This is a genomic window from Paenibacillus sp. Y951 (assembly GCF_056786395.1).
Genome location: NZ_JBXCIY010000001.1, coordinates 237,013 through 259,497 on the forward strand (window position 1 = coordinate 237,013; position 22,485 = coordinate 259,497).

The 22,485-nt window shown below is 40.0% G+C and carries 22 protein-coding genes and 1 other RNA gene; 21 read left to right on the top strand and 2 right to left on the bottom strand.

What is annotated here, in order from left to right; genetic code table 11:
- Positions 1-26 precede the first annotated feature (26 nt).
- The 13 genes from AC1TPB_RS01230 to glyS all read left to right on the top strand — a co-directional run bounded on the left by AC1TPB_RS01230 (position 27) and on the right by glyS (position 12,238).
- A complete protein-coding gene (locus AC1TPB_RS01230) occupies positions 27-593 on the top strand; it encodes a hypothetical protein (RefSeq protein ID WP_482074824.1) in 567 nt (188 codons plus the stop codon).
- A gap of 206 nt (positions 594-799) precedes the next feature.
- Positions 800-1,078, top strand: a complete 279-nt coding sequence (yqfC, locus tag AC1TPB_RS01235; protein ID WP_482074825.1) for a sporulation protein YqfC — start codon at positions 800-802, stop codon at positions 1,076-1,078.
- Positions 1,079-1,157: 79 nt separating this feature from the next.
- Positions 1,158-2,351, top strand: coding sequence for a sporulation protein YqfD (gene yqfD, locus AC1TPB_RS01240; protein ID WP_482074826.1), 1,194 nt, complete (start codon positions 1,158-1,160; stop codon positions 2,349-2,351).
- Positions 2,352-2,357: 6 nt separating this feature from the next.
- Positions 2,358-3,329 (top strand): PhoH family protein, encoded by a 972-nt coding sequence (locus tag AC1TPB_RS01245; RefSeq protein ID WP_482074827.1) that lies wholly within the window; start codon positions 2,358-2,360, stop codon positions 3,327-3,329.
- A 39-nt stretch (positions 3,330-3,368) separates the two neighbouring features.
- Positions 3,369-5,618, top strand: a complete 2,250-nt coding sequence (locus tag AC1TPB_RS01250; RefSeq protein WP_482074828.1) for an HD family phosphohydrolase — start codon at positions 3,369-3,371, stop codon at positions 5,616-5,618.
- 5 nt (positions 5,619-5,623) lie between these two features.
- A complete protein-coding gene (ybeY, locus tag AC1TPB_RS01255) occupies positions 5,624-6,121 on the top strand; it encodes an rRNA maturation RNase YbeY (protein ID WP_482074829.1) in 498 nt (165 codons plus the stop codon).
- Positions 6,121-6,480, top strand: coding sequence for a diacylglycerol kinase family protein (locus AC1TPB_RS01260; RefSeq protein WP_482074830.1), 360 nt, complete (start codon positions 6,121-6,123; stop codon positions 6,478-6,480). Before ybeY ends, AC1TPB_RS01260 begins: the two co-directional genes overlap by 1 nt.
- A 49-nt stretch (positions 6,481-6,529) precedes the next feature.
- Entirely contained in the window at positions 6,530-6,943 is a 414-nt protein-coding gene (locus tag AC1TPB_RS01265) for a cytidine deaminase (RefSeq protein ID WP_482074831.1), read from the top strand.
- Positions 6,944-6,975: 32 nt separating this feature from the next.
- A complete protein-coding gene (gene era, locus AC1TPB_RS01270; RefSeq protein ID WP_482074832.1) occupies positions 6,976-7,893 on the top strand; it encodes a GTPase Era in 918 nt (305 codons plus the stop codon).
- Between the two features lie 95 nt (positions 7,894-7,988).
- Positions 7,989-8,147, top strand: a complete 159-nt coding sequence (locus AC1TPB_RS01275; protein ID WP_482063329.1) for a YqzL family protein — start codon at positions 7,989-7,991, stop codon at positions 8,145-8,147.
- A 51-nt stretch (positions 8,148-8,198) separates the two neighbouring features.
- Entirely contained in the window at positions 8,199-8,942 is a 744-nt protein-coding gene (gene recO, locus AC1TPB_RS01280; protein ID WP_482074833.1) for a DNA repair protein RecO, read from the top strand.
- Between the two features lie 334 nt (positions 8,943-9,276).
- Positions 9,277-10,155, top strand: a complete 879-nt coding sequence (gene glyQ, locus AC1TPB_RS01285; protein ID WP_482063331.1) for a glycine--tRNA ligase subunit alpha — start codon at positions 9,277-9,279, stop codon at positions 10,153-10,155.
- Between the two features lies 1 nt (position 10,156).
- The gene (gene glyS, locus AC1TPB_RS01290) at positions 10,157-12,238 is read left to right on the top strand and encodes a glycine--tRNA ligase subunit beta (RefSeq protein ID WP_482074834.1); all 2,082 of its coding nucleotides are present in this window, start codon (positions 10,157-10,159) and stop codon (positions 12,236-12,238) included.
- Here the strand turns inward: glyS and AC1TPB_RS01295 are convergent.
- Positions 12,205-12,438 carry a hypothetical protein gene (locus AC1TPB_RS01295; protein ID WP_482074835.1) on the bottom strand — a complete coding sequence of 78 codons (234 nt, stop codon included), beginning with the start codon at positions 12,436-12,438 and terminating at the stop codon, positions 12,205-12,207. The genes glyS and AC1TPB_RS01295 overlap by 34 nt on opposite strands.
- Positions 12,439-12,528: 90 nt before the next feature.
- Between AC1TPB_RS01295 and AC1TPB_RS01300 the strand changes: the two genes are divergently transcribed.
- From AC1TPB_RS01300 to rnpB, 8 genes are all read left to right on the top strand, one after another.
- A complete protein-coding gene (locus AC1TPB_RS01300) occupies positions 12,529-13,344 on the top strand; it encodes a pyruvate, water dikinase regulatory protein (protein ID WP_482074836.1) in 816 nt (271 codons plus the stop codon).
- 80 nt (positions 13,345-13,424) lie between these two features.
- A complete protein-coding gene (locus AC1TPB_RS01305) occupies positions 13,425-13,868 on the top strand; it encodes a YaiI/YqxD family protein (RefSeq protein ID WP_482063334.1) in 444 nt (147 codons plus the stop codon).
- 60 nt (positions 13,869-13,928) lie between these two features.
- Positions 13,929-15,770 carry a DNA primase gene (gene dnaG, locus AC1TPB_RS01310; RefSeq protein WP_482074837.1) on the top strand — a complete coding sequence of 614 codons (1,842 nt, stop codon included), beginning with the start codon at positions 13,929-13,931 and terminating at the stop codon, positions 15,768-15,770.
- A gap of 25 nt (positions 15,771-15,795) precedes the next feature.
- Positions 15,796-16,929, top strand: a complete 1,134-nt coding sequence (gene rpoD, locus AC1TPB_RS01315) for an RNA polymerase sigma factor RpoD (RefSeq protein ID WP_482063336.1) — start codon at positions 15,796-15,798, stop codon at positions 16,927-16,929.
- 77 nt (positions 16,930-17,006) lie between these two features.
- Positions 17,007-17,843: a hypothetical protein gene (locus tag AC1TPB_RS01320; RefSeq protein ID WP_482074838.1), complete on the top strand. Its 837-nt coding sequence runs from the start codon at positions 17,007-17,009 to the stop codon at positions 17,841-17,843.
- On the top strand, positions 17,843-18,616 hold the full coding sequence (locus AC1TPB_RS01325) for a tRNA (adenine(22)-N(1))-methyltransferase (RefSeq protein ID WP_482074839.1): 774 nt from the start codon (positions 17,843-17,845) through the stop codon (positions 18,614-18,616). The genes AC1TPB_RS01320 and AC1TPB_RS01325 overlap by 1 nt, the downstream gene beginning before the upstream one ends.
- A complete protein-coding gene (locus tag AC1TPB_RS01330; protein WP_482074840.1) occupies positions 18,592-19,713 on the top strand; it encodes a Nif3-like dinuclear metal center hexameric protein in 1,122 nt (373 codons plus the stop codon). The genes AC1TPB_RS01325 and AC1TPB_RS01330 overlap by 25 nt, the downstream gene beginning before the upstream one ends.
- Positions 19,714-20,131: 418 nt before the next feature.
- An RNA gene (gene rnpB / locus AC1TPB_RS01335) (RNase P RNA component class A) lies at positions 20,132-20,536 on the top strand.
- A gap of 80 nt (positions 20,537-20,616) precedes the next feature.
- Here the strand turns inward: rnpB and AC1TPB_RS01340 are convergent.
- Complete coding sequence (locus AC1TPB_RS01340; protein WP_482074841.1) at positions 20,617-22,458, bottom strand: S8 family peptidase; 1,842 nt, start codon at positions 22,456-22,458, stop codon at positions 20,617-20,619.
- Positions 22,459-22,485 lie beyond the last annotated feature (27 nt).

The window sequence follows — 22,485 nt, forward strand, 5'->3', positions numbered from 1 at the left end:
GTTGAGGCAGATAGGAGGTGCTAGCCTTGAAGATTATTGAATTTGTGCAAAATAATATTTATATTGTAATAGCTGTTGTTTTTTTTATCTTTAAGATGTTTGGTGGATCGAAAACCAAAAAGGGCAACTCGATGCCTACTTTTGGTGGTGGAACGGATCAGACGAATCGCGATCAGCGTGAGCATGACTATGATGAGGACGAGGAAGATGATCATTCTCGCCAACAATATGACGATGAGAATAGCCTTGAGCAGCGACGAAGAGCGGAATTACAACGACTGCAAGAAGAGGAAATGCATAGGGAGCGTCAAATGCAACGTGCGGATCAGTTGCGTGAAGAGCAAAGGATGCGTTATGAACAGCAGCAACGACTTCAGCAAGTGGCTACAACGCGCCAGGCGCAACAGGGCGCTCAGTCGCTTGATTACTTCGCTCAGAATGAATTGGGTGGGGAATCGCAGGCTGTGGACCCCTTTGCTAGTCGTGAGAATACACTTCATAGCTCAGTACTAAAAGCTAATGAGCTGCGAAAAGCGGTATTATGGTCTGAGGTTTTAGGTGCTCCTAGAGCGAAACGACCATACAGAAGATAGAAAACGTGTAATCCATAGGTAATTATCATTCAAGCTCCAAATAATTTTCTTCGCTATGAAGAGAATTGTTTGGGGCTTTTTTGGTTTTGAATTTGAAACTATTTCATTTTTTCATATTTACTGTCATTGCTGCATATTTTGGTATAGTACCGATGTGTCTCTTGGCAGGTAACAAATCGATGTTTGAGAAAGGGGAACCTTCATCAATGCGACAAATTAAAAAGAAATTACATAGATTAACTGCGGCTATGCTAGATATGCCAGAGGACGTTGTATTTGAATTGCCGAGAATGACTTTGATCGGAGATCGTCAACTATATATTGAAAACCATAGAGGAGTTATTCATTTTAGTGAGGATGTATTACGACTTTCGCTGAGTAAAGGCGAATTAGAAGTTACAGGTAAGGGATTAATTATACGTACGATATGGACTGATGAAGTATTTGTGGAAGGTGTTATTAAAGCTATTCAATTATTTCCATAACAAGCTAATGCTTTCGTAGCTACTTTTCAATTGCGAAGTAGCAATCCAAGATGAATGAAAAGTTTTAGGAGGGGTTGCAATGAAAGGATCAATAGTAGATTGGATGAAGGGCCGAGTTGAGGTCGAGTTGCACGGAGGAGACGTTGCTCGTTTCCTTAACGAGGTGTTATCTGCGAAATTAGCATTAGCTAATATTCGTTGGACAAGCTCAGAAGTTGTCAGATTTGAAGTAAGCTTGGCACAATACTTTGCACTCAAAAAATATATTCGAGTAGCTGGGAGTAAGATGCGACTGATCCGCAAAGAAGGGTTCCCATTTTTGTTGAATCGGATAGAAAAGCGGATCTGGTTTTCCGTAGGGGTAGCATTATTTTTCTCTATTATTTTTGTACTATCTTCATTAGTTTGGACTGTTGAGGTTGAAGGGAATGAGCGTATTCCAAAAGATGAAATCATTGCAGCTGCAAAGGCGGAGGGACTCTATCCGTTGCAATGGTCCTTCCGCTTGCAAGATACAGATATTATTTCGAAAAGTTTGGTTAATGCAATACCAGGTACGAATTGGATTGGCGTGGTGAAGGAAGGTACGAAGGTGAAAATACAAGTTGTAGAAATGACCATCCCAGAAGTACAAGAGAAGTATAGTCCGCGCCATCTTGTTGCAACAAATGATGCTGTCATTACGTACATAATAGCAGAAGAAGGAAAACCACTTGTTCGCAAAAATAATCGTGTGAAAAAGGGACAAACATTAATTTCAGGAATTATTGGAACTGAGGCACATTCTGAGGTTGTTGTTGCCAAAGGAAAAGTTACAGGGCTTGTCTGGTATGAATATAAAGTCTCTTCACCGTTAATACAGAAGTATAGAGCGTATACTGGTGAGAGACAGCAACGGAACTACTTTGTAATTGGTAATCGAGCGATGCAGATTTCAGGATATGGACAAACACCATATGAGAAGTCGGAAGTGCTCACTACAAGAGAGCAGCTTCACATAGGGCCATTCGAATTACCACTTGGTACAATGAAAGAAGTTGAGCATGAGTCCAATTTTGCACAAGTAGAGTTAACGGTGGAGCAGGCAAAACTTGCAAGTTTAGAGCAAGCACGAATTAATGTTAGATCTTTTGCTGGAGAAGATGCACGTATTGTTAGTGAAATTGTTTTGCATGAAGTGACGGACAATGGTAAAGTTGTTATGAAGGTGCTTTTTGAAGTGAATCAATTAATTACGAAGGAATTACCAATAGTCCAAATGCAGGGAGATTGAGTATAGTTGCAAACTGAAGCGAAAACAGTCAAAATTCTAGTCCAAAATGCGGAAGAAGCTTTAGCTATTTTTGGTCCGCAGGATAAATATTTACGTCTAATTGAACAAAGAGTTAATGCGAAAATTTCTTCAAGAGATGCAGAAATTACGATTAGTGGTCCTAGTAATGAAGTAGATTCTTTGGAGCAGTTGTATCAAGTACTACTACAATTAGTTCGAGAAGGATATACGCCTTCTGAAAGAGATATGACTTATGCACTGGATCTTGCATTGAAGATGCAAGCAGAGGAGCTATTAGATTTATTCAAAAAACCGTTAGCTACTACATATCGCGGTAAAAAGATTATGGTCAAAACGCTTGGCCAACGTCATTACGCAAAATTAATTCGCAAGCTTGATATTGTATTTGGTATCGGTCCAGCTGGAACAGGTAAAACATATTTAGCTGTTGTACTAGCTGTTGCGGCATTGAAAGAGAATTTAGTAAAGCGGATTATATTGACACGTCCAGCAGTAGAAGCAGGTGAAAATCTAGGCTTCTTACCAGGTGATTTGCAGGAAAAGGTAGATCCATATTTGCGTCCACTATATGATGCTCTTCACGATGTACTTGGAGCAGAACAAACGGTTAAAGCGATTGAGCGTGGAATGATAGAAATTGCTCCACTTGCCTATATGCGGGGTAGAACGCTTGACGATGCTTTTATTATTTTAGATGAAGCTCAGAACACAACGCCGGAACAGATGAAAATGTTTCTTACTCGACTTGGTTTCGGAGCGAAAATGGTTATCAATGGTGATGTTACGCAAATTGATTTACCAAGAGGGAAAAACTCTGGATTAATTGAAGCGAGGCGTGTTCTTTCAAATATCGATGAAATTGGCATGATGATTTTTACGGAACAGGATGTTGTTCGTCACACCCTTGTTCAAAAAATTATTATGGCATACGATCGTGATGCTGAATCCCAATCATAATCCATATAAATCTAGATTTTGAGGAAAGGATGATGGTGAATGACACATCAAAATAATAACCGAAATGTTAAGGATAGTAACTTAAAGTTCACGGGCTGGAGACAAAGCACTCTAGTAAAATGGATATTGATGGCGTTATTCGTCGTTCTTTTCTATTTCAATCTAGCATCTCATATTATCCCCGAGACGTACAATATTTCTGAGGGATCATTGAGTGACAAAGAGATAAAAGCACCTACACAAATTAGAGATGAGAAAGCAACGAGAGAAGCAGAGGAAGCAGCTGCCAATCAAATCGAGGATGCTTATTCGGTCGTTGCATTACGTAATGAATCTTTAGTTGAGTCTATATTTCTAAGAATTGAACATTTAAATGCGGATGATCAAGTTAGCAAAGAAGATAAAATAGATATTTATCGCTCAGAAATTCCTGGTCGCTATGAAACACATATTAATTCATTTGTGGAAACCACTCATGCTATTAGCACTTACAACGAACTATTGTTGGAAGAAATGAGTAATATTACGAAAGAGCAACGCTACACAATTCCTGAAGAGACCTTCTACAAGCTGCCACAGATGACACAAGAGCAGCTTGCTGAGATGAGAATGGTAGCCAAGGAAATTGTGCGAAAGCTGACAAGTGATCCAATTCGCAGCGCTGAAACGGTTCGAACTCAAGTAGCTGAAATGGTCAATTCGAGTGTCATTTCTAACCGTACAGCTCGTGAGATCGTTCAAGAAATGGCTCGGTTTTCAATTATGCCGAATAAGTTTTTTGACAAAACAATGACAGATGAAGCAAGAGAAGAAGCGCGTAACAATACAACACCGATCATTTACAAAGAGAATGAAGTGATTGTGCAGAAAAATCAAGAAATTACACCTGAGCTCTATGCCTTGTTAACGGAAGCGAATATGCTTCAAGGTACTGATCATCATTGGTCACGAGTAGGTGTAGTACTGTTATCCTTAATGCTAAGTGCGTTTCTCTATGTGTATTTATCACAAACGTCAGGCGTTGGCTTGAAATTGGCAAGATACAATAACACACAGCTACTTATGCTATTGCTGATCTTCCTAATTAATTGTGGTGTTCTTCAACTGACTTCACTCATTCAGGCGGAGACGGCAAATATTGCAGGTTACTTTGCTCCTGCAGCACTTGGCGTTATGTTAATCACACTGCTGATCGATGAACATTTGGCGATGGCAAGTACATTTATTTTCAGTATTGTAGGATCGGTTATATTGAATACAAGTACGACATTGCTGCTTGATTTCAAATTTGGAGTGTATATTATTGTTATTTCATTAGCAGCTATATATTCGATTAAACATGCTAGTCAACGATCTGCAATATTGAAAGCAGGAATAATGGTAAGCTTATTTGGAACGTTCTGTGTATTAACGATGCTATTAATGGCGGAACAATTAGAACGTATGTCAGTATTATATTCTTTGGGAGCAGCTTTTGGTGGAGGTTTAATTACATCTATTCTTGTCGTCGGTCTAATGCCGTTTTTTGAAATTTCATTTGGAATATTGTCTGCTTTGAAGCTTGTAGAATTATCTAGTCCGAATCATCCATTACTTCGCAAATTACTGACTGAAACACCTGGTACATATCACCATAGTGTAATGGTCGGAAATCTAGCAGAAGCTGCAGCAGAATCGATCGGGGCAAATGGACTGTTGTGTAGAGTAGGTTCCTTCTATCATGATCTAGGTAAGACGAAGCGTCCAAGCTATTTCATTGAAAATCAGACCAATATGAGTAATCCTCATGACACGATTGATCCAATGCTGAGTAAGTCCATTATTGTTGCGCATGCTAAAGATGGCGCGGAAATGTTGAAAGCTTACAATATACCTAAGCAGTTAAGAGATATTGCGGAGCAACATCATGGAACTACCTCTTTGAAGTTCTTCTATTACAAGGCGTTGCAAGAAGCCAAAGACCAAGATGTCGATCAAGACTTCACGGAGGATGATTTCCGTTATCCTGGTCCTAAGGCGCAGTCTAAAGAAGCAGCAGTTGTTGGGATTGCTGATTGTGTGGAAGCGGCGGTTCGAAGTTTGCGTAATCCTACGATTGTACAAGTTGAAGAAATGATTCACAAAATAATTAAAAACAGAGTAGATGACAATCAGTACAATGAATGTGATCTGACGATGAAGGAACTAGATAAAATAGCACAGTCATTAAAGGAAAGCTTAATGGGAATATTTCACTCACGTATCGAATATCCAGATGATGTGAAGCTGAAAACTAACGAGAAGGAGTAGAATTAATGAGCATAATATTAGATTGGAATAATAATCAAACACAATTTGATATTCCTGACGTATGGATCGAAAAATTAACTGCTATATTACAAATTGCAGCTGACAACGAAGGATTAACTTCGGGTGAAGTGACCTTAACATTTACTAATAATGAAGAAATTCAAGAATTGAATAAACAGTACCGCAATATTGATCGTCCAACGGATGTGTTATCTTTCGCGCTTAATGATGATGGTGTAGATGAATTGAATATCATTTTTGAAGTTGAGAGTGAAGATGAAATCGACCCAATATCAGGCATGCTTGGAGATATTATTATTTCTGTAGAGCGTGCGGAAGAGCAACGGATTGAATATGGTCATTCGCTTGAACGTGAAATAGGCTTCTTATTTGTACATGGGTTTCTACATTTGCTTGGCTACGATCATCAGGATGATGAAGCTGAAGAAGTAATGACTCAAAAACAAGAAGCAGTACTGCAACAAGTTGGTTTGACACGCTAATGATTAAGTTTGTTCGTAGTGTGGGCTATGCATTAGAAGGAATTTGGTATGGCGTTTCAACACAACGAAATATGAAAATCCATTTGACAGTGGCACCGATAGTTCTTATACTTGGTGCCATTGTTTCACTTTCTGCGCTAGAATGGTGTATTATAGTTTTAGTTATTGCGACAGTAATCAGCTTGGAGCTAGTTAATACAGCAATCGAAGCGTTAGTCGATCTTGTAAGTCCACAGCATCAGCAACTAGCAAAAGTAGCGAAGGATGTTGCCGCTGGTGCTGTTCTAATAATGGCAATTGCTGCTGTATGCATCGGGAGTATCGTTATTGTGCCGAAGCTATGGGAGCTGATTTTCTAATGGGTGTTTAAGCAACACATCCTGATCACAAGCGAGAAGAGGGATATTGATGGAGCTAGCGGCGCAACAGCATCTCCTTTCCCAAGCAAAGGAAGCGATGAAGCTTGCATACGTACCATATTCACAATTTCGAGTGGGAGCGGCCGCTTTAGATCAGGACGGACGTATCCATCTTGGTTGTAATATTGAGAATGCTGCGTACGGTCCTACGAATTGTGCGGAGCGCACAGCACTTTTCAGTGCTATTGCTGCAGGAGTTGCACCAAGAACATTTACAGCGATTGCAGTTGTTGGTGATACGATTGATCCAATAACCCCTTGTGGTGTTTGTCGTCAAGTGATGATAGAGTTATGTGAACCAGATACATTAGTTATTATGGGGAATTTAGCAGGGGAATGTAGAGTTATGACGGTAGGCGAATTACTTCCAGGAGCATTCTCTCCGTCCTCGCTTGAGAGGTAGTTAATAAATAGTATTAGAAGGAGCAATAATTAATGAATCAACAAGGAAATAACAGCAAGAATAAATTTCGCTCTGGCTTTGTAGCGATCATCGGTAGACCGAATGTAGGTAAATCTACGTTGATGAATAATCTTATCGGCCAAAAGATTGCGATTATGTCGGACAAGCCACAAACGACCCGTAACAAAATTCATGGTGTATATACGAAGGATAATATGCAAATTGTATTTCTTGATACGCCTGGTATTCATAAACCGAATTCCAAACTTGGAAATTACATGATGAAATCAGCGGAAAGTGCACTGCGTGAAGTTGAAGCGGTGATGTTTCTAATTGATGCATCTGAGCCAATTGGCGGTGGCGATCGTTATATTATTGAACAATTGCAAAAGGTTAAAACGCCGGTCTTTTTAGTTATAAATAAATTAGATAAAGTTGATCCAGAATCGTTAATGAAAACAATTATGAAATATAAAGATTTATATAACTTTGCTGAGATCGTTCCTATTTCTGCGTTAAAAGGAAATAACACTGAAACATTAATGGAACAGCTTGGGAAATATTTACCGGAAGGACCGCAATATTATCCAGCTGATCAAGTGACAGATCATCCTGAACAATTTGTTTGTGCAGAAATGGTTCGTGAGAAGATTTTACATCTAACTCGTGATGAGATTCCGCATTCTATTGCAGTTAATATTGAAGATATGCGTGTGCAGGACAACGGAGTTGTCTATATTGGCGCAGTTGTGTTTGTTGAGCGCGATTCACAAAAAGGGATCATTATTGGTAAACGTGGCGCACTTCTGAAGGAAGTTGGCCAAAACGCGCGTATTGATATTGAGAATTTACTTGGCTCAAAAGTGTTCCTTGAAATTTGGGTGAAAGTTAAGAAGGATTGGCGCAATCAGGACAGAGTATTGAATGATCTTGGGTTCAAGCACGATTAGTAAATGACGTAATTTACTAAGGATAGTTTTCGCTAATTTGTTCATCCTAATACCATCTGGAGTAGCATTTCCAAGGGCGGAAAGGATGGATACGAATGAGAGAATTTTCGTGGAAATATTTTGCGTTAACCGGGGATGTCGAATCTTACTTGCTGTTCAAAGCAATGGAGGAGCAACAAGATTCGATCAATACCGATGCAATTGGTATTCAGGATGATGTAGAAGAATTACCGCTTGAAGATGGGCAGTTGTAACTCCTCAAGCGCGTTAACTTTTGATCGTCCGTGGTTGGGGGAAGCAATATAATGCTGTATCGAGTTGAAGGTGTCGTAATAAGAACGATGGACTATGGTGAGACACATAAAATAATAACGCTCATTACGAATAATTCTGGTAAGGTAGGCGTGCTTGTACGCGGTGCCAAAAAGGTCCGTAGCAAGCACGCTTCGCTTGCACAGCCTTTTACATATGGAGAGTTCTCATTTGTGCGAAATACTGGTTTAGGCACATTACAAACTGCTGAAATTATTTCCTCAAATCATGCTCTGCGGTCAGATCTTGATCTGTCTGCCCATGCATCCTACATTGCAGAATTAACCGATCGTGGTATTCTTGATGAAGAAGTGAATGTTCAACATTTTGAACAATTGAAAGCATGTTTTGCTGCACTCTCTGACGGTAAAGACTACGAAGTAATTACGCAACTGTATGAATTGAAAGTGCTGCAAATGACGGGGTATAGTCCCGTTGTTGAAGAGTGCATTCATTGTGGTAATCATGTTGGTCCATTTAAAATGTCGTTCTATTCAGGTGGAATTGTGTGCTCCAGATGCTCATCTAATGATGCTTCTCTAATACTGATTAGTGAATCTGCACTAAAACTACTCAGATTTTTCAAAGGAATAGATATGCGTAGAATAGGAAATGTTTCGGTTTCGACAGAAACGAAAAAGGAATTAACAATACTTGTTCGTGGTTTAATCGATGCGCAATTAGGATTGAAGTTGAAATCTCGTCAGTTCTTAGATAACTTAGGGAAATTAGTTTGACATTTGACTCTTTGTTGAATAGAATATGAGAATATCAATATGAGGCTAAGAAAGAGAAACGTATAGATGTGTTCGCTCAATAAGCGAGTTAGGGGTGGTGAAAGCCTAACAGGTCGAACTCAATACGAGGCGCTCTGGAGCCGTTCGAATGAAAGTGGATTATTCAGTAGAATAGTCAAGTAGGGTGGAACCGCGGGAATAGAACTCTCGTCCCTATGTCTGGTAACAGGCGTAGAGGCGAGAGTTTTTTTGTTTGCCAAGATGACCTGAACCTGTGTTAGTTCTACGCAAGGAGCTCGACTAAATAATGAAAAGATTAAGGGGTTGAACGTGAATGAATTTTCAAAACATGATTTTAACACTGCAACAATTTTGGGCAGAGCAGAACTGTATTTTAGTACAGCCGTATGACGTTGAAAAAGGTGCAGGAACGATGAATCCAATGACATTTCTACGCTCAATCGGGCCTGAGCCATGGAATGTAGCCTACGTAGAGCCATCTCGTCGTCCAGCAGATGGTCGTTATGGTGAGAATCCGAATCGTCTTTACCAACATCATCAATTCCAAGTTATTTTGAAGCCTTCACCTGACAATATTCAAGAGTTATATCTTGAAAGTTTGAAACGTCTTGGTATCGATGCAAGAGAGCATGATATCCGTTTCGTCGAAGACAACTGGGAATCTCCAACGCTAGGTGCTTGGGGTCTTGGCTGGGAAGTTTGGCTTGATGGTATGGAAGTTACACAATTTACGTATTTCCAACAAGTTGGCGGCATCGATATGAGTCCGATCGCAGTTGAAATAACTTACGGTATGGAGCGTCTAGCTTCATATATTCAACAAAAAGATAATGTGTTTGATCTAGAGTGGGTAGACGGCGTTACGTATGGTGATGTATTCCACCAACCGGAGTTTGAACATTCCAAATATACATTTGAAACTTCAGATACAGCGATGCTATTCTCTTTATTCAATATGTATGAAGAAGAAGCCAAAAAAACAATGGAGCAAAGTCTTGTGTTCCCTGCTTATGATTACGTATTGAAATGTTCCCATACATTCAACTTGTTAGATGCACGTGGTGCAATTAGTGTTACCGAAAGAACGGGCTACATTAGTCGTGTTCGTAATTTAGCTCGCTCGATTGCTGCAACGTACCTAGAGGAACGTGAACGTCTAGGATTCCCGTTATTGAAGAAAGGAGAGAAATAAGATGGCTAAAGACTTATTGCTAGAGCTTGGTTTGGAAGAAGTTCCAGCTCGTTTTGTACGAGGAGCAATGGAGCAATTACAACAAAAATTCGAAAAATGGTTAGTTGACCATCGCATTTCTTTTACAGCAATTAATAGCTATGCAACACCACGTCGATTAGCTTTAATTGTAACGGATGTAGCAGACAAGCAAAGTGATATAGAAGAAGAAGCAAAAGGACCAGCTCGTAAAATTGCTCAGGATGATGCAGGAAATTGGAGTAAAGCAGCACTAGGATTCGCGCGTAGTCAAGGTGTTGAGCCGGAAGCATTGTACTTCCAAGAGCTTGCTGGTGTGGAATACGTTTATGCGAAGAAAAGTAGCATTGGCGTAGAAACATCCAGTCTTCTATCTCAAGGCTTCGTTGATGTTATTACATCGATGTCATTCCCGAAAAATATGCGTTGGGGCAATTATGAGATGCGCTTCGTTCGTCCAATTCGTTGGATGATTGCATTATTTGGTAATGAGGTTGTTGATTTCGAACTTGCCGGTGTAGCTACTGGAAGCATTTCTCGCGGACATCGCTTCCTTGGAGAAGAAACTACGATTGATAATGCTAGCGATTATGTTGCTAAGCTACGTGCGCAATCTGTCATTGTAGATGTAGAGGAGCGCGAGCAATTAATTGTTAAGCAGATTGAGGCACTTGCAACAGAAAAAAGTTGGAAAATTGCGATTAAGGATGATTTGCTAGAGGAAGTATTATTCCTTGTTGAATATCCGAGCACATTGTTTGGCACATACGATGAATCATTCCTGCATATCCCGCAAGAGGTTCTAATTACTTCGATGCGTGAACATCAACGTTACTTCCCGGTGCTAGATCAATCTGGTAAGCTACTTCCGTACTTTGTAACTGTGCGCAATGGTGATACTCATTCTATTGATGTTGTTGCTAAAGGTAATGAAAAAGTGCTTCATGCTCGTCTCTCTGATGCGAAATTCTTCTATGAAGAAGATCATAAATTAACGATCGATGCGGCATTAGCGAAGCTTGAAAATATTGTGTATCATGAGGAATTAGGTTCAGTTGGTGATAAGGTTCGTCGTACTGTAGCTACTGCCAATCTTATTGCTGAGCAATTACAGGTGGATGCGTCCATTCAAACAAAGGTAGAACGTGCAGCAGCTATTTGTAAATTCGATCTAGTATCACAAATGGTATATGAATTCCCAGAGCTGCAAGGCATTATGGGCGAAGATTATGCGAATCGTCTTGGCGAGGATGCTGAAGTTGCTAAAGCAATTAATGAGCATTATCAGCCACGCTTCTCAGGTGATCTAGTTCCATCACAAACGGTAGGCGCAATCGTCAGTCTTGCCGATAAGATTGATACTATTGTCGGATGTTTCTCGATTGGTATCGTACCAACAGGGTCTCAGGATCCGTATGCACTACGTCGTCAAGCTGCGGGTATTGTACAAATTTTATTAGCGCATGATCTTCCATTATCATTGAAGCAGCTATTTGAGCTTAGTCTAGCTGTTCACGAACAGCGTGGAATGAAGCGTGCGATTGATGAAATTGCGACAGATTTGCAGGATTTCTTCGGATTACGGGTGAAAAATTGGTTATCTGAGCAAGGTGCTAAATACGATGTGATCGATGCGGTTATGGTTGCAGGCTTCAGTGATTTGCTGCTTACGAAGAAACGTGCTGAATTATTAATGAAGCAATTGGAAGAATCGCATAAAGCGAATTTCAAAAACAATGTAGAAGCATTTAACCGTATATGCAATTTGGCTTCCAAAGCTGAAACGAAGCAAGTGGATGAGTCACTATTCCAAGAAGCTTCAGAACAAGCGTTATTTACTGCTTGGAACAATGTACATCCTCAATTTGTTGAGATGATGTCTAAGCGTAATGTAGAAGCTGCTTATGAGCTACTTTCATCGCTTCGCGAAGCGATCGTTGCTTACTTCAATTCAGTTATGGTTATGGCAGAAGATGCTGCAGTAAAACGTAATCGTCTAGCTACACTTGCATTAATTGCAGACGATATTCATCAAATCGCTGATCTTTCCAAATTAGTTTGGTAAGGTAGTTCAAAAAATGGACTTTGATAACGATGATTAGCTACGGAGGTTATTCGACGTCGAATATGAAGCGCTACTTGGAAAGTACGGTTCGCGTGTACGTAATCATGTACACTTGCGCTTCCGTCTTTCTCAAGTATCGCTCCATCTTCTCGGTTCTGAAAGCCCACTTTTTGAACCTTTATTTGAAGCTTCGTGCTCAAGAATATCCGCTTGTGTACTCGTACCGTACACGTTGCTGGGTATCACTTCGCTTTTTGAACCTTGATTTTAAAATTTTAGGGGGAATTTCAATGCCAGATACACAATCTGATGTCATTGTCTATGTTGTTTCAGATGCTGCGGGAGATACTGGCGAGCTTGTAGTAAGAGCAGCAATTGCACAATTTCATCCTATTCATGCAGATATTCGTAGAGCGCCATTCGTAACGAATGAAGCCGCCATTGATCAGGTAGCTTTAAAAGTGAAGCAGTTAGATGCTATCGTGATGTACACGCTTGTCATTCCACATTTGCGTGAGCGAATGAAGATGTTAGCTGAACAATTCGACATTCAAGCGATTGATCTACTTGGTCCCTTTATTGAAACTTTGGAAACTCGAACGGGTAAAAAATCTCGTGAAGAGCCTGGCCTTAACCATGTTCTTGACGCAGATTATTTCAAAAAGGTTGAAGCGGTAGAATTTGCCGTCAAATATGACGATGCGAGAGATACTTCTGGGGTAAGAAAGGCTGATATCGTTCTTATTGGGGTGTCTCGTACATCTAAAACTCCTTTATCTATGTATCTAGCACATCAAAAGTTTAAAGTGGCCAACGTTCCGCTTGTCCCTGAGATCAAACCACCTGATGAGTTATTTCAAGTGAACAGCTCTAAAATAATCGGTCTAACAATAGATTTGAATTATTTGAACATTATACGGAAAGAACGTTTAAAGGCATTAGGTTTACCCGATACAGCCTCTTATGCTACAACAGAGCGGATAAAGTATGAGCTTAATTACGCTGCATCAATTATGGAGCGAGTGCAATGTACCGTTATTGATGTATCTCATCGTGCAGTAGAAGAAACAGCAAGTCTTATTATGGAAAAGATCAGAAAAGGCTAATTCATGATAGAAGGATTTTTTACCGATATAACGTATATAATAATGAATACATTATATTTGAGCCTGCGATATCTAAGAAGGTGAATAAGTTGAAAATTATCGTTGATGGTGATGCATGTCCTGTCAAAACTGAAATCATCGAAACTGCTCGGAAATTTCAGACTTCAGTATGTATGGTTGCATCATTCGATCATCGTCTGCCTGATGTAGCCGATGTGGAAATGATTCAAGTAGACCGAAGCGATCAATCCGCTGATATGTATATTGCTAACTATGTAAAAAGAGGTGATATTGTTATTACGCAAGATTTCGGACTGGCATGTATTGTTATGGCAAAACATGCGATTACGATCTCATTTCGTGGAGAACAATATACTGAGGACAATATTGACTACTTATTAGAGCGGAGAGCGGAATCAGCGAAAAGACGTAGACAAGGCTTACGCAGCAAGGGTCCAAAGCCATTTACAGATGAAGATAGGAAAAGATTTCAACAAAAGCTGACAAATATTTTAGAGAATTAGCAGGAGAACTGTGAAGTTTAGCGAATATTAATATGGTGTTAATAGTGAAGGTGATGAACTATGGCTGGAGACTTAATACCAGATGAAGTCATTGATGCAGTAAGAAGACATCATGACATTGTAGAAGTGGTCGGGAAATACGTTCATTTAACTAAAAACGGTAAATATATGAAGGGGTTATGCCCATTTCATTCTGAAAAGACTCCTTCATTCACTGTTACCCCTGAGTTACAAATTTATCATTGCTATGGCTGTGGTAAAGGAGGTAACGTGATTCGATTCGTCGAAGAAATGGAGGGATATACGTTTCCGGAAGCCGTACGAATGCTTGCGGAAGATGCAGGATTACCAATCACGTGGTCTTCTAACACTAGTGCTCACTCTCATGCACAAGATAGTATTCGTCACAAAATTATTGAGGCTCATGAACTAGCAATTAAGTTCTATCATTATTTGTTGAATAATACACAACAAGGTGCTGATGCCAAAAATTATTTACTATCGCGAGGATTGAGTGATAAGCTTATCGATCAATTTATGATCGGCTTTGCACCAAGTGATTGGGACATTTTGACGCGGTTTTTAACAGGTCGCGGATTTGAACCTGCATTGTTGGAAAAAGCGGGATTAATTTCTGTCAAAAATGATGGGACAAACTATTTTGACCGTTTTCGTAGCCGGATTATGTTTCCGATATGGGATCGAAATGGTAAAGCTATCGCTTTTGGCGGCAGAATAATCGGAGAAGGACAACCTAAATATTTGAATTCTCCAGAAACGATGTTGTTCACGAAGAGTAAAATGCTCTACAACTTAAATCTAGCGAGACCTGCCATCAAAAAGTCGAAGCAAATTGTGCTATTCGAAGGATATATGGATGTTATAAAGGGGTGGTCTGCAGGAGTAAGTAATGGAGTTGCTACACTCGGAACAGCATTGACAGATGAACATACCTTGTTGTTGAAGCGTCATGCAGATGAGGTTATTGTTTGTTATGATGGCGATTCAGCTGGACAAGCAGCTGTCTACAAATCCATTCCTTCATTAGAAGCGGCAGGTGTTGTAGTCAAAGTAGCTTTACTTCCGAAAGGAATGGATCCGGATGAATATATAGAAGCATATGGAGCAGAAAATTTTCTCTATCAAGTTATAGAAGAAGCTGTCTCAGTTACAAAATTTAAGCTTATATATTCTAGAAAGAACCATATACTTTCTAAAGAAGAAGGCAAACGGGAATATATCGTTGATGCAATAAAAATTGTTGCGGAGTTAGATTCATCTACTGAGCGAGAAATTCATCTCAAGGAAATGTCAAAAGAATTTGAACTTTCTTTGGATGCATTGAAGCAAGATTGTAATGAATATCGAATTCAGCAGCAAAATTTAAAGCCTCAAAGGGATAATAACCAAGTTTCGTGGAATAATGGTAGGAATGAAAAGCGGAAAACAGAGATACGCTCGACTGTATTGCCTGCCTACGTGAATGCAGAACGTCGTTTATTGCATATTATGATGCGAGATCGTGATGTTGCCATGGCGGTCCATGAAAAATTGGGTGATTCCTTTAACGTATACAATCATGCAGCATTAGCTGCATATTTATATGCGTATTATGCATCAGGCTATGATGCAGATGCTTCACGCTTTATGGCTACATTGGAAGATGAGCAGTTAGAGCGAACAGCATCTGAATTGTTGATGATGGACGGTGGATTCCCGTTCGATGATGATATAATGAATGCTTGGATACAAGATATACGTAAAGTTCCGAGACAGCAAGAACTGGTACAGAAAAAAGAGTTAATGGTACGTGCTGAACGTGCTGGTGATGCAATATTAGCAGCGCAATTAGGTATTGAGATTATATCCCTTGAAAGAGAACTTAACAATTCTCTTAGTTAATTTCTAGGGAGGAGGGAGTCGTAAAATGGCGAATGATCAGCATACTGAATTAGATACTGAGCAAAAGTTAGATCACGCGAAGGATCAACTGATTGAAATAGGTAAGAAAAAATCTTCATTAACTTATAAAGAAATAATGGAGAAATTAGCTCCCTTCGATCAAGAACCAGAGCAAATCGATGAATTTTTCGAGCAATTAGATGACCTTGGTATAGAGGTATTGAACGAAAAAGAAGAAGTAAACCCTCTTGCGCCTTCTGGAGATGATCAGGAGCGTGAAGAAAAGGATGACTTTAATTTTGATGATGATCTAGCGTTGCCGCCAGGTATCAAAATTAATGACCCTGTACGTATGTATCTTAAGGAGATTGGCCGAGTTCCATTGCTATCTTCAGAAGATGAGATTGAACTTGCTATTCGGATTGAAAAGGGTGACGAAGAAGCGAAAAAACGTTTGGCAGAAGCGAACTTGCGACTTGTTGTAAGTATCGCAAAACGCTATGTTGGACGTGGAATGCTTTTCCTAGACTTAATTCAAGAAGGTAATATGGGGCTACTTAAAGCAGTTGAGAAATTTGACCACGAGAAGGGCTTTAAGTTCAGTACGTATGCTACATGGTGGATTCGTCAAGCCATTACACGCGCAATCGCTGACCAAGCACGTACGATTCGTATTCCTGTTCATATGGTGGAAACAATCAACAAACTAATTCGTGTTTCTCGTCAATTACTACAAGAACTTGGGCGCGAACCAACTCCAGAAGAAATTGCTGCTGAGATGGAATTAAGCACTGAAAAAGTTCGTGAAATTATGAAGATCGCTCAAGAGCCAGTGTCACTTGAAACACCTATCGGTGAAGAAGATGATTCTCATCTTGGTGACTTTATTGAGGATCAAGAAGCACTTGCACCAGCAGATGCAGCTGCTTATGAATTATTAAAAGAACAGCTTGAAGATGTACTAGATACTTTAACTGAGCGTGAAGAGAACGTACTTCGCTTACGTTTTGGTCTAGATGATGGTCGTACACGTACATTAGAAGAAGTTGGTAAAGTTTTCGGTGTAACTCGTGAACGTATTCGTCAAATCGAAGCAAAAGCGCTTAGAAAGCTTCGTCATCCAAGCCGCAGCAAACGTCTTAAAGATTTCCTTGAATAGATGATATATGATGAGATGACCTTTCTGCGCTGCAGTTAGGTCATTTTCTCAATAAAGCTAAGGAAAGGAATATGTCCATGAAAGCTGAACGCAGAACGATCATTGTTCGAGAAATTGAACATTGGCGAAGATCCAAATTATTGCCAGATCATTATTGCGACTTTTTAATTAACTTGTACGCTGATCCAGTAGCAGCTCCCAAATCGGAGGTGCCAGAGCATCTCGTAGGAAAAGCAATTATGGCTGTTTCTCAAGCAACAGGAAAACAGTGGTTTCTAACTTTTGGAATTTTCACCTTGATTTCGTTTGTTGTGCTTTATTTTAGCGTTTTTCACATTGTATTGCAAATCGCTCTCATCTTAGTTGGAACGGCGCTATTATTATGGCTTGGAGAAAGAATTAGGAAGAATAATGTACCGATCGGATTTTTAACGATTACATTAGGTCATTTATTGTTTTTATGTGGTGGATTATTTATGATCCATGATCATGAATTTACAGGTTGGTATTGGAATGGCGGCTTAATCGTTATTTGCGCACTCATTTGGATTGTATATGGAATTAAACAAAAATTAAGTGCTCTGCACTTTAGTGGCTGGCTCGCATTTCTTTTTGCCTATTCGTTAATGTTATATCAGCTTACAACAGCTCAAGCGTGGTACGAGGTTCAACTGTACTGGGTTCCGCTAGCTATTCTATATGGTTGGTTATCATGGTTTGTTCATCGCTTTAGCAGGCCTGTAGCGGGCGTGATGTTATTAACAGCAATCTTTACTTGGTTCATGCCTGAAATGTTCCAATTTATGTTCATTGATCAAACAGACTTTCTTCATCTTCAACTTATTGCTAAAATGATTACTGGTGGATTAACGTTATTTTTACTTCGAAAACAATGGATGGTGTGGGTAATTTAATGATTCAACTTTCAAAAAGACTTCAAACCGTTGCAAATTACATAACAGCAGGCAATAAAGTAGCAGATATCGGTTCTGACCATGCGCTATTGCCGGTTTATCTCGTTCAGTCAGCAAAATGCCCATCGGCAATTGCTGGAGAGTTGAATGAAGGCCCGTGGCAAGCGGCCCGTAAGCAAATTGCGAATGCGGGCTTAACCGCGAAAATTGATGCTAGACGTGGTAATGGATTAGTTATTCTAGAGCAGAATGAAGTAGATACGGTTACGATTTGTGGCATGGGCGGCGTATTAATGTCCGACATTCTTGAAGCAGGTCTTCTAGCTGGTCAATTAGAAGGAGTAAAAGAATTAGTTCTTCAGCCTAATGTAGGAGAGGATACAGTTCGAAGCTGGCTAGTTCGTCATGAATGGGCACTTATCGATGAGATGATTATCGAGGAAGAAGGTAAAATCTACGAAGTGCTTCATGCCATCAAATCAGTTGAGGCGCTACAACATAACAAGCAATTATTCAGTGGTACACATATGACATTACCATTTAACGATACGATGAATGAAGCATTGATGTTCAGAATGGGACCACATCTGTTGCCTAAACGCGATAAAGTGTTGCTACAAAAGTGGGAATCTGAATTACAAAAGCTTGATTACATTATCAATTCGCTGCAGCTATCTACCCTAGATTCTGCAAAAGCGAAGCTTGAAGCTACAGAGCGAGAGAAAAATCACATTTCGGAGGTACTGGAATGGCTGTTCACGGACAAACAATAATACAATATATGGAGCAGTTTGCACCGAAGTATTATGCAGTTGAGCACGACAATATTGGATTGCAGCTCGGATCACTCGATAAAAAAATCGATATTGTACTCGTTGCACTTGATGTTACATTAGCGGTTGTGGAAGAGGCCATTTCTATTGGGGCACAATTAATTATTGCGCATCATGCGATCATTTTCAGACCCATTGCCAAAATAGATACATCTACCCCTGCCGGGAAATTGTATGAATTATTAATTAAAAATGATATTGCTGTATATATTTCACATACGAATCTTGATGTTGCAATTGGTGGTGTTAATGACTTATTGGCAGATGCTGCTGGAATGGTGTCAGACGGGCGTAAAACACTTGAAACAACTTATGTCGATCCAATGTACAAATTAGTCGTATTCATTCCTCAGAAGTCCTTAGAGAACGTTCAGCAAGCAATATGGCGTGCAGGCGGGGGACATATAGGCAATTACAGTCACTGCAGTTATCAATCTGCGGGTATAGGTACTTTTATGGCTGAAGAAAATAGTAATCCACATGTTGGGAAGAAGCATGAGTTACATCAGGAACAGGAAGTCCGATTTGAATGTATTGTACAAGGTAGCAATCAACGTAAAGTTGTGCAAGCGATGATTAAGGCGCATCCTTATGAAGAAGTAGCTTATGATCTCATTCCAATTCATAATCAAGGCATTCAATATGGCTTGGGTCGAAGTGGAGCTCTTGTTGAACCAACAACACTTGGTCAGCTAGCTGAGAAACTAAAAAAAGTTTATGATGTGCCTGCATTACGTGTTGTAGGTGAGCTTAATACGCCGATCAAAAAAATCGCTGTACTCGGTGGTATGGGAGCCAAGTATGTGAAATCTGCCAAATTTTCAGGTGCTGATGTATTAATTACTGGAGATATAGATTTTCATACTGCTCAAGATGCGCTTGCAGATGGCATGACCATTATTGATCCAGGTCATCATATTGAGAAGGTTATGATTCAAGGTGTTACAAGCTGGCTTACGAACAAATGCAGCAAAGAAAAAGCGGATGTAAACATTGTAGCTTCTTCAGTAGATACTGAGCCTTTTACTTTTGTATAGTTATATTGATTGAGACATTATCTGAAATGCGACGTTGAATATGTTTCAACGCGTTACATCGTGATTACAAGCAATGAAACAAAACCCAGCAATGTGGACGGTGCGAGTACACAAGCGAACAATGCCCGAAACTTTAAATAAAAGTTCAAAAAGCGGGCTTTCGAAAGCCGAGGAGGTGAAGCGCTACTTGAGAAAGGCGGAAACGCAAGTGTACATGATTACGTACACGCGATCCTACAATGTTTCTGCAAGAAACATACATCGAAAGCTTATGCTTTACTTTCCAAGTTCACTTCAGATGCGATGTCGAATACGCTCCGCCAAGCATACCCATCGTTATCAAAGTCCGCTTTTTGAATTTCCTAACCTTTACACTTGAGTTATTGTGCGGAAATAGGTATACTGTAATCTGCATCGGAAAGTTTGACAGACAATCGCTGGTAGCCTAAATGCTACGAGAGGAAAGTCCGGGCTCCGCATGGCAGGATGCTGGATAACGTCCAGTCGGCGCAAGCTGAAGGATAGTGCCACAGAAATGGACCGCCGATGGCTGACTTTTTGTCAGTACAGGTAAGGGTGGAACCGTGGTGTAAGAGACCACGAGGGGCGTGGGTGACTACGTTCCTGGTAAACCCCATCTGGAGCAAAACCGAGAGAATGCAGTAGCTTCGAGCTACAGCCTTAGCCTGAGGCGCGTTCGGGTGAGTTGCTTGAGCCATATAGCAATATATGGCCTAGATAGATGATTGTCACTTGTAGTGGGAGGGTCGTTCCCGTTAATACCACTTACAGTACAGAACCCGGCTTACGGCAAACTTTCCGCACGACTAATGCTAACAACAAAGAGCCATCCACATATCTATTTCGCGATTGCGAAATGTTATGTGGATGGCTCTTATTGTTCTACTGATTAATTAGTCTATCTAATTTGTGTTTAACGGATTGGGGATACGTTTGAAGCGTTCCTTCAAAGGCAGCTGCCATTGTTAATGCGCGATAGACATCGATTTCGCCGTAGCCAAAGTAATCATCTTTTCCAGTATCACCTAGATCAGTTGCGCTTTGTCGCATAATTTCCATAACTTGCACATTGGTAAGTGCAGGATTAAGTGTTCGAATTAATCCGGCCAATGCTGCGACATGAGGAGAAGCCATGGAAGTGCCAGACAAGGATGCATACTGACCACCGATGTATGTGCTCGCTATGGAATCGCCTGGGGCAACGACATCGATATAATCACCATAATTGGAAAATGCTGCGCGCTGTCGATTATTGGAGGTAGCCCCAACTGCGAATACTTCTGGATAGGCTGCAGGATAACCAGGGCGACTCGTATTATCGTTTCCGCTTGCTGCAACAAGCACGACATCATGATTGTAGGCGTATTGGATGGCCTCATGCAAAAAATCAGCTGATGCGTAATTACCTAGGCTCATATTAATAACTTTCGCTCCGTGATCAGTAGCCCAAATAATGCCTTGAGCAACACTATATGTTGAGCCAGCCCCACTACTATTGAGTACTTTCACTGGTAATATTTTGTTATACCAAGATACACCTGCAACTCCTTCATTATTATTAACTGTAGCTCCAATAATACCTGCAACATGAGTACCATGGCCAAAATCATCGTTTGAATTGGTGGAAGAATCGTTTGCGTTATACCCTTCAAGCAGGCGATTAGCTAGGTCAGGGTGATCTGATTGAACTCCAGTATCTAGAACAGCGATAATAACATCCTCGGTACCCTTAGATATATTCCAGCCTGTTGTTGCTTTAATATTTGAAATATTCCATTGATATTTCGCAAACAACACATCATTAGGGATGGTTTCATTATTAGTCTCCTCGTTCGTCATATACAAATAGTGAGGCTCAATAAATTTTATTTCATATTTTTCTTTGAAATGAGCAATTAATTGTTCTGTACTTAATTCGCTCGACTTGAAAATAAAGGTAGAATTCATTTTTAAAACTTGCTCACAATGAATATCTTGCTTTAACGACTCCAATTGCTGCTCATTAAGCGCATTTATAAATTGGACAACGACTTCGTTTTTGTAATAATGACTTGCATCGCCGTTATCTTCGCCGTCAATAACTGTAGTATCTACTGTTGAATTGGGTTTTACGGATTCAATTTTCATTTGTCCTTCAGCAGGATACGGAATTAAGCGTAAATTGTTCCGTTGATGCTGTTCCACTTGCGGAAGGATGGATTCTTTCACAACAGCAATAACTTTTGTTTGATCTTTAATTAGACCAAGTACTCGATATTTCACATGATCTAATCCATAAAAACTATCCGAGTCATACCGATCGCCGTTCATATATAATTGAGCAGCTTTTTTCATATATGAATTAGCAAGAGCTTGTTCGGACGAGGGAATATCGCCGCGTTGAATTTTTGTCCTATCACTTTCCCAGCGAATATAAACATAATGCGGATGCTCAGCTTGGAAACGAGACATGATGATTGAAGCTTTTTTTGCTTGCTTTTCATTGGCGAGTAGCTCCAAATCAGATTGCAGCTCAGCAATGACAAGCTGTAAACTGGTGTCCATATTTTTTTGTAGTATCGTCAGCTTTTGACCTTCTTCAATGGCGGCATGCTCACTATCACTTTTTACATTCAATTGAGGCAATTGCGCGATTTCATTGCTTCTTTTATTATTAGGCAAAAGCTGCATTATTAAAATGACAGCTACGATTGCGCCAATAATGGTATACCATTTTTTGGACATTTCATTACACTCCTTAGTGATCTGTTT

Excerpts from the sequence above, each read along its gene's own strand:
- yqfC (WP_482074825.1), top strand. The coding sequence starts at position 800 with ATGCGACAAATTAAAAAGAAATTACATAGATTAACTGCGGCTATGCTA.
- yqfD (WP_482074826.1), top strand. The coding sequence starts at position 1,158 with ATGAAAGGATCAATAGTAGATTGGATGAAGGGCCGAGTTGAGGTCGAG.
- AC1TPB_RS01250 (WP_482074828.1), top strand. The coding sequence starts at position 3,369 with ATGACACATCAAAATAATAACCGAAATGTTAAGGATAGTAACTTAAAG.
- ybeY (WP_482074829.1), top strand. The coding sequence starts at position 5,624 with ATGAGCATAATATTAGATTGGAATAATAATCAAACACAATTTGATATT.
- AC1TPB_RS01260 (WP_482074830.1), top strand. The coding sequence starts at position 6,121 with ATGATTAAGTTTGTTCGTAGTGTGGGCTATGCATTAGAAGGAATTTGG.
- AC1TPB_RS01265 (WP_482074831.1), top strand. The coding sequence starts at position 6,530 with ATGGAGCTAGCGGCGCAACAGCATCTCCTTTCCCAAGCAAAGGAAGCG.
- era (WP_482074832.1), top strand. The coding sequence starts at position 6,976 with ATGAATCAACAAGGAAATAACAGCAAGAATAAATTTCGCTCTGGCTTT.
- AC1TPB_RS01275 (WP_482063329.1), top strand. The coding sequence starts at position 7,989 with ATGAGAGAATTTTCGTGGAAATATTTTGCGTTAACCGGGGATGTCGAA.
- recO (WP_482074833.1), top strand. The coding sequence starts at position 8,199 with ATGCTGTATCGAGTTGAAGGTGTCGTAATAAGAACGATGGACTATGGT.
- glyQ (WP_482063331.1), top strand. The coding sequence starts at position 9,277 with ATGAATTTTCAAAACATGATTTTAACACTGCAACAATTTTGGGCAGAG.
- glyS (WP_482074834.1), top strand. The coding sequence starts at position 10,157 with ATGGCTAAAGACTTATTGCTAGAGCTTGGTTTGGAAGAAGTTCCAGCT.
- AC1TPB_RS01300 (WP_482074836.1), top strand. The coding sequence starts at position 12,529 with ATGCCAGATACACAATCTGATGTCATTGTCTATGTTGTTTCAGATGCT.
- dnaG (WP_482074837.1), top strand. The coding sequence starts at position 13,929 with ATGGCTGGAGACTTAATACCAGATGAAGTCATTGATGCAGTAAGAAGA.
- rpoD (WP_482063336.1), top strand. The coding sequence starts at position 15,796 with ATGGCGAATGATCAGCATACTGAATTAGATACTGAGCAAAAGTTAGAT.
- AC1TPB_RS01320 (WP_482074838.1), top strand. The coding sequence starts at position 17,007 with ATGAAAGCTGAACGCAGAACGATCATTGTTCGAGAAATTGAACATTGG.
- AC1TPB_RS01325 (WP_482074839.1), top strand. The coding sequence starts at position 17,843 with ATGATTCAACTTTCAAAAAGACTTCAAACCGTTGCAAATTACATAACA.
- AC1TPB_RS01330 (WP_482074840.1), top strand. The coding sequence starts at position 18,592 with ATGGCTGTTCACGGACAAACAATAATACAATATATGGAGCAGTTTGCA.
- AC1TPB_RS01340 (WP_482074841.1), bottom strand. The coding sequence starts at position 22,458 with ATGTCCAAAAAATGGTATACCATTATTGGCGCAATCGTAGCTGTCATT.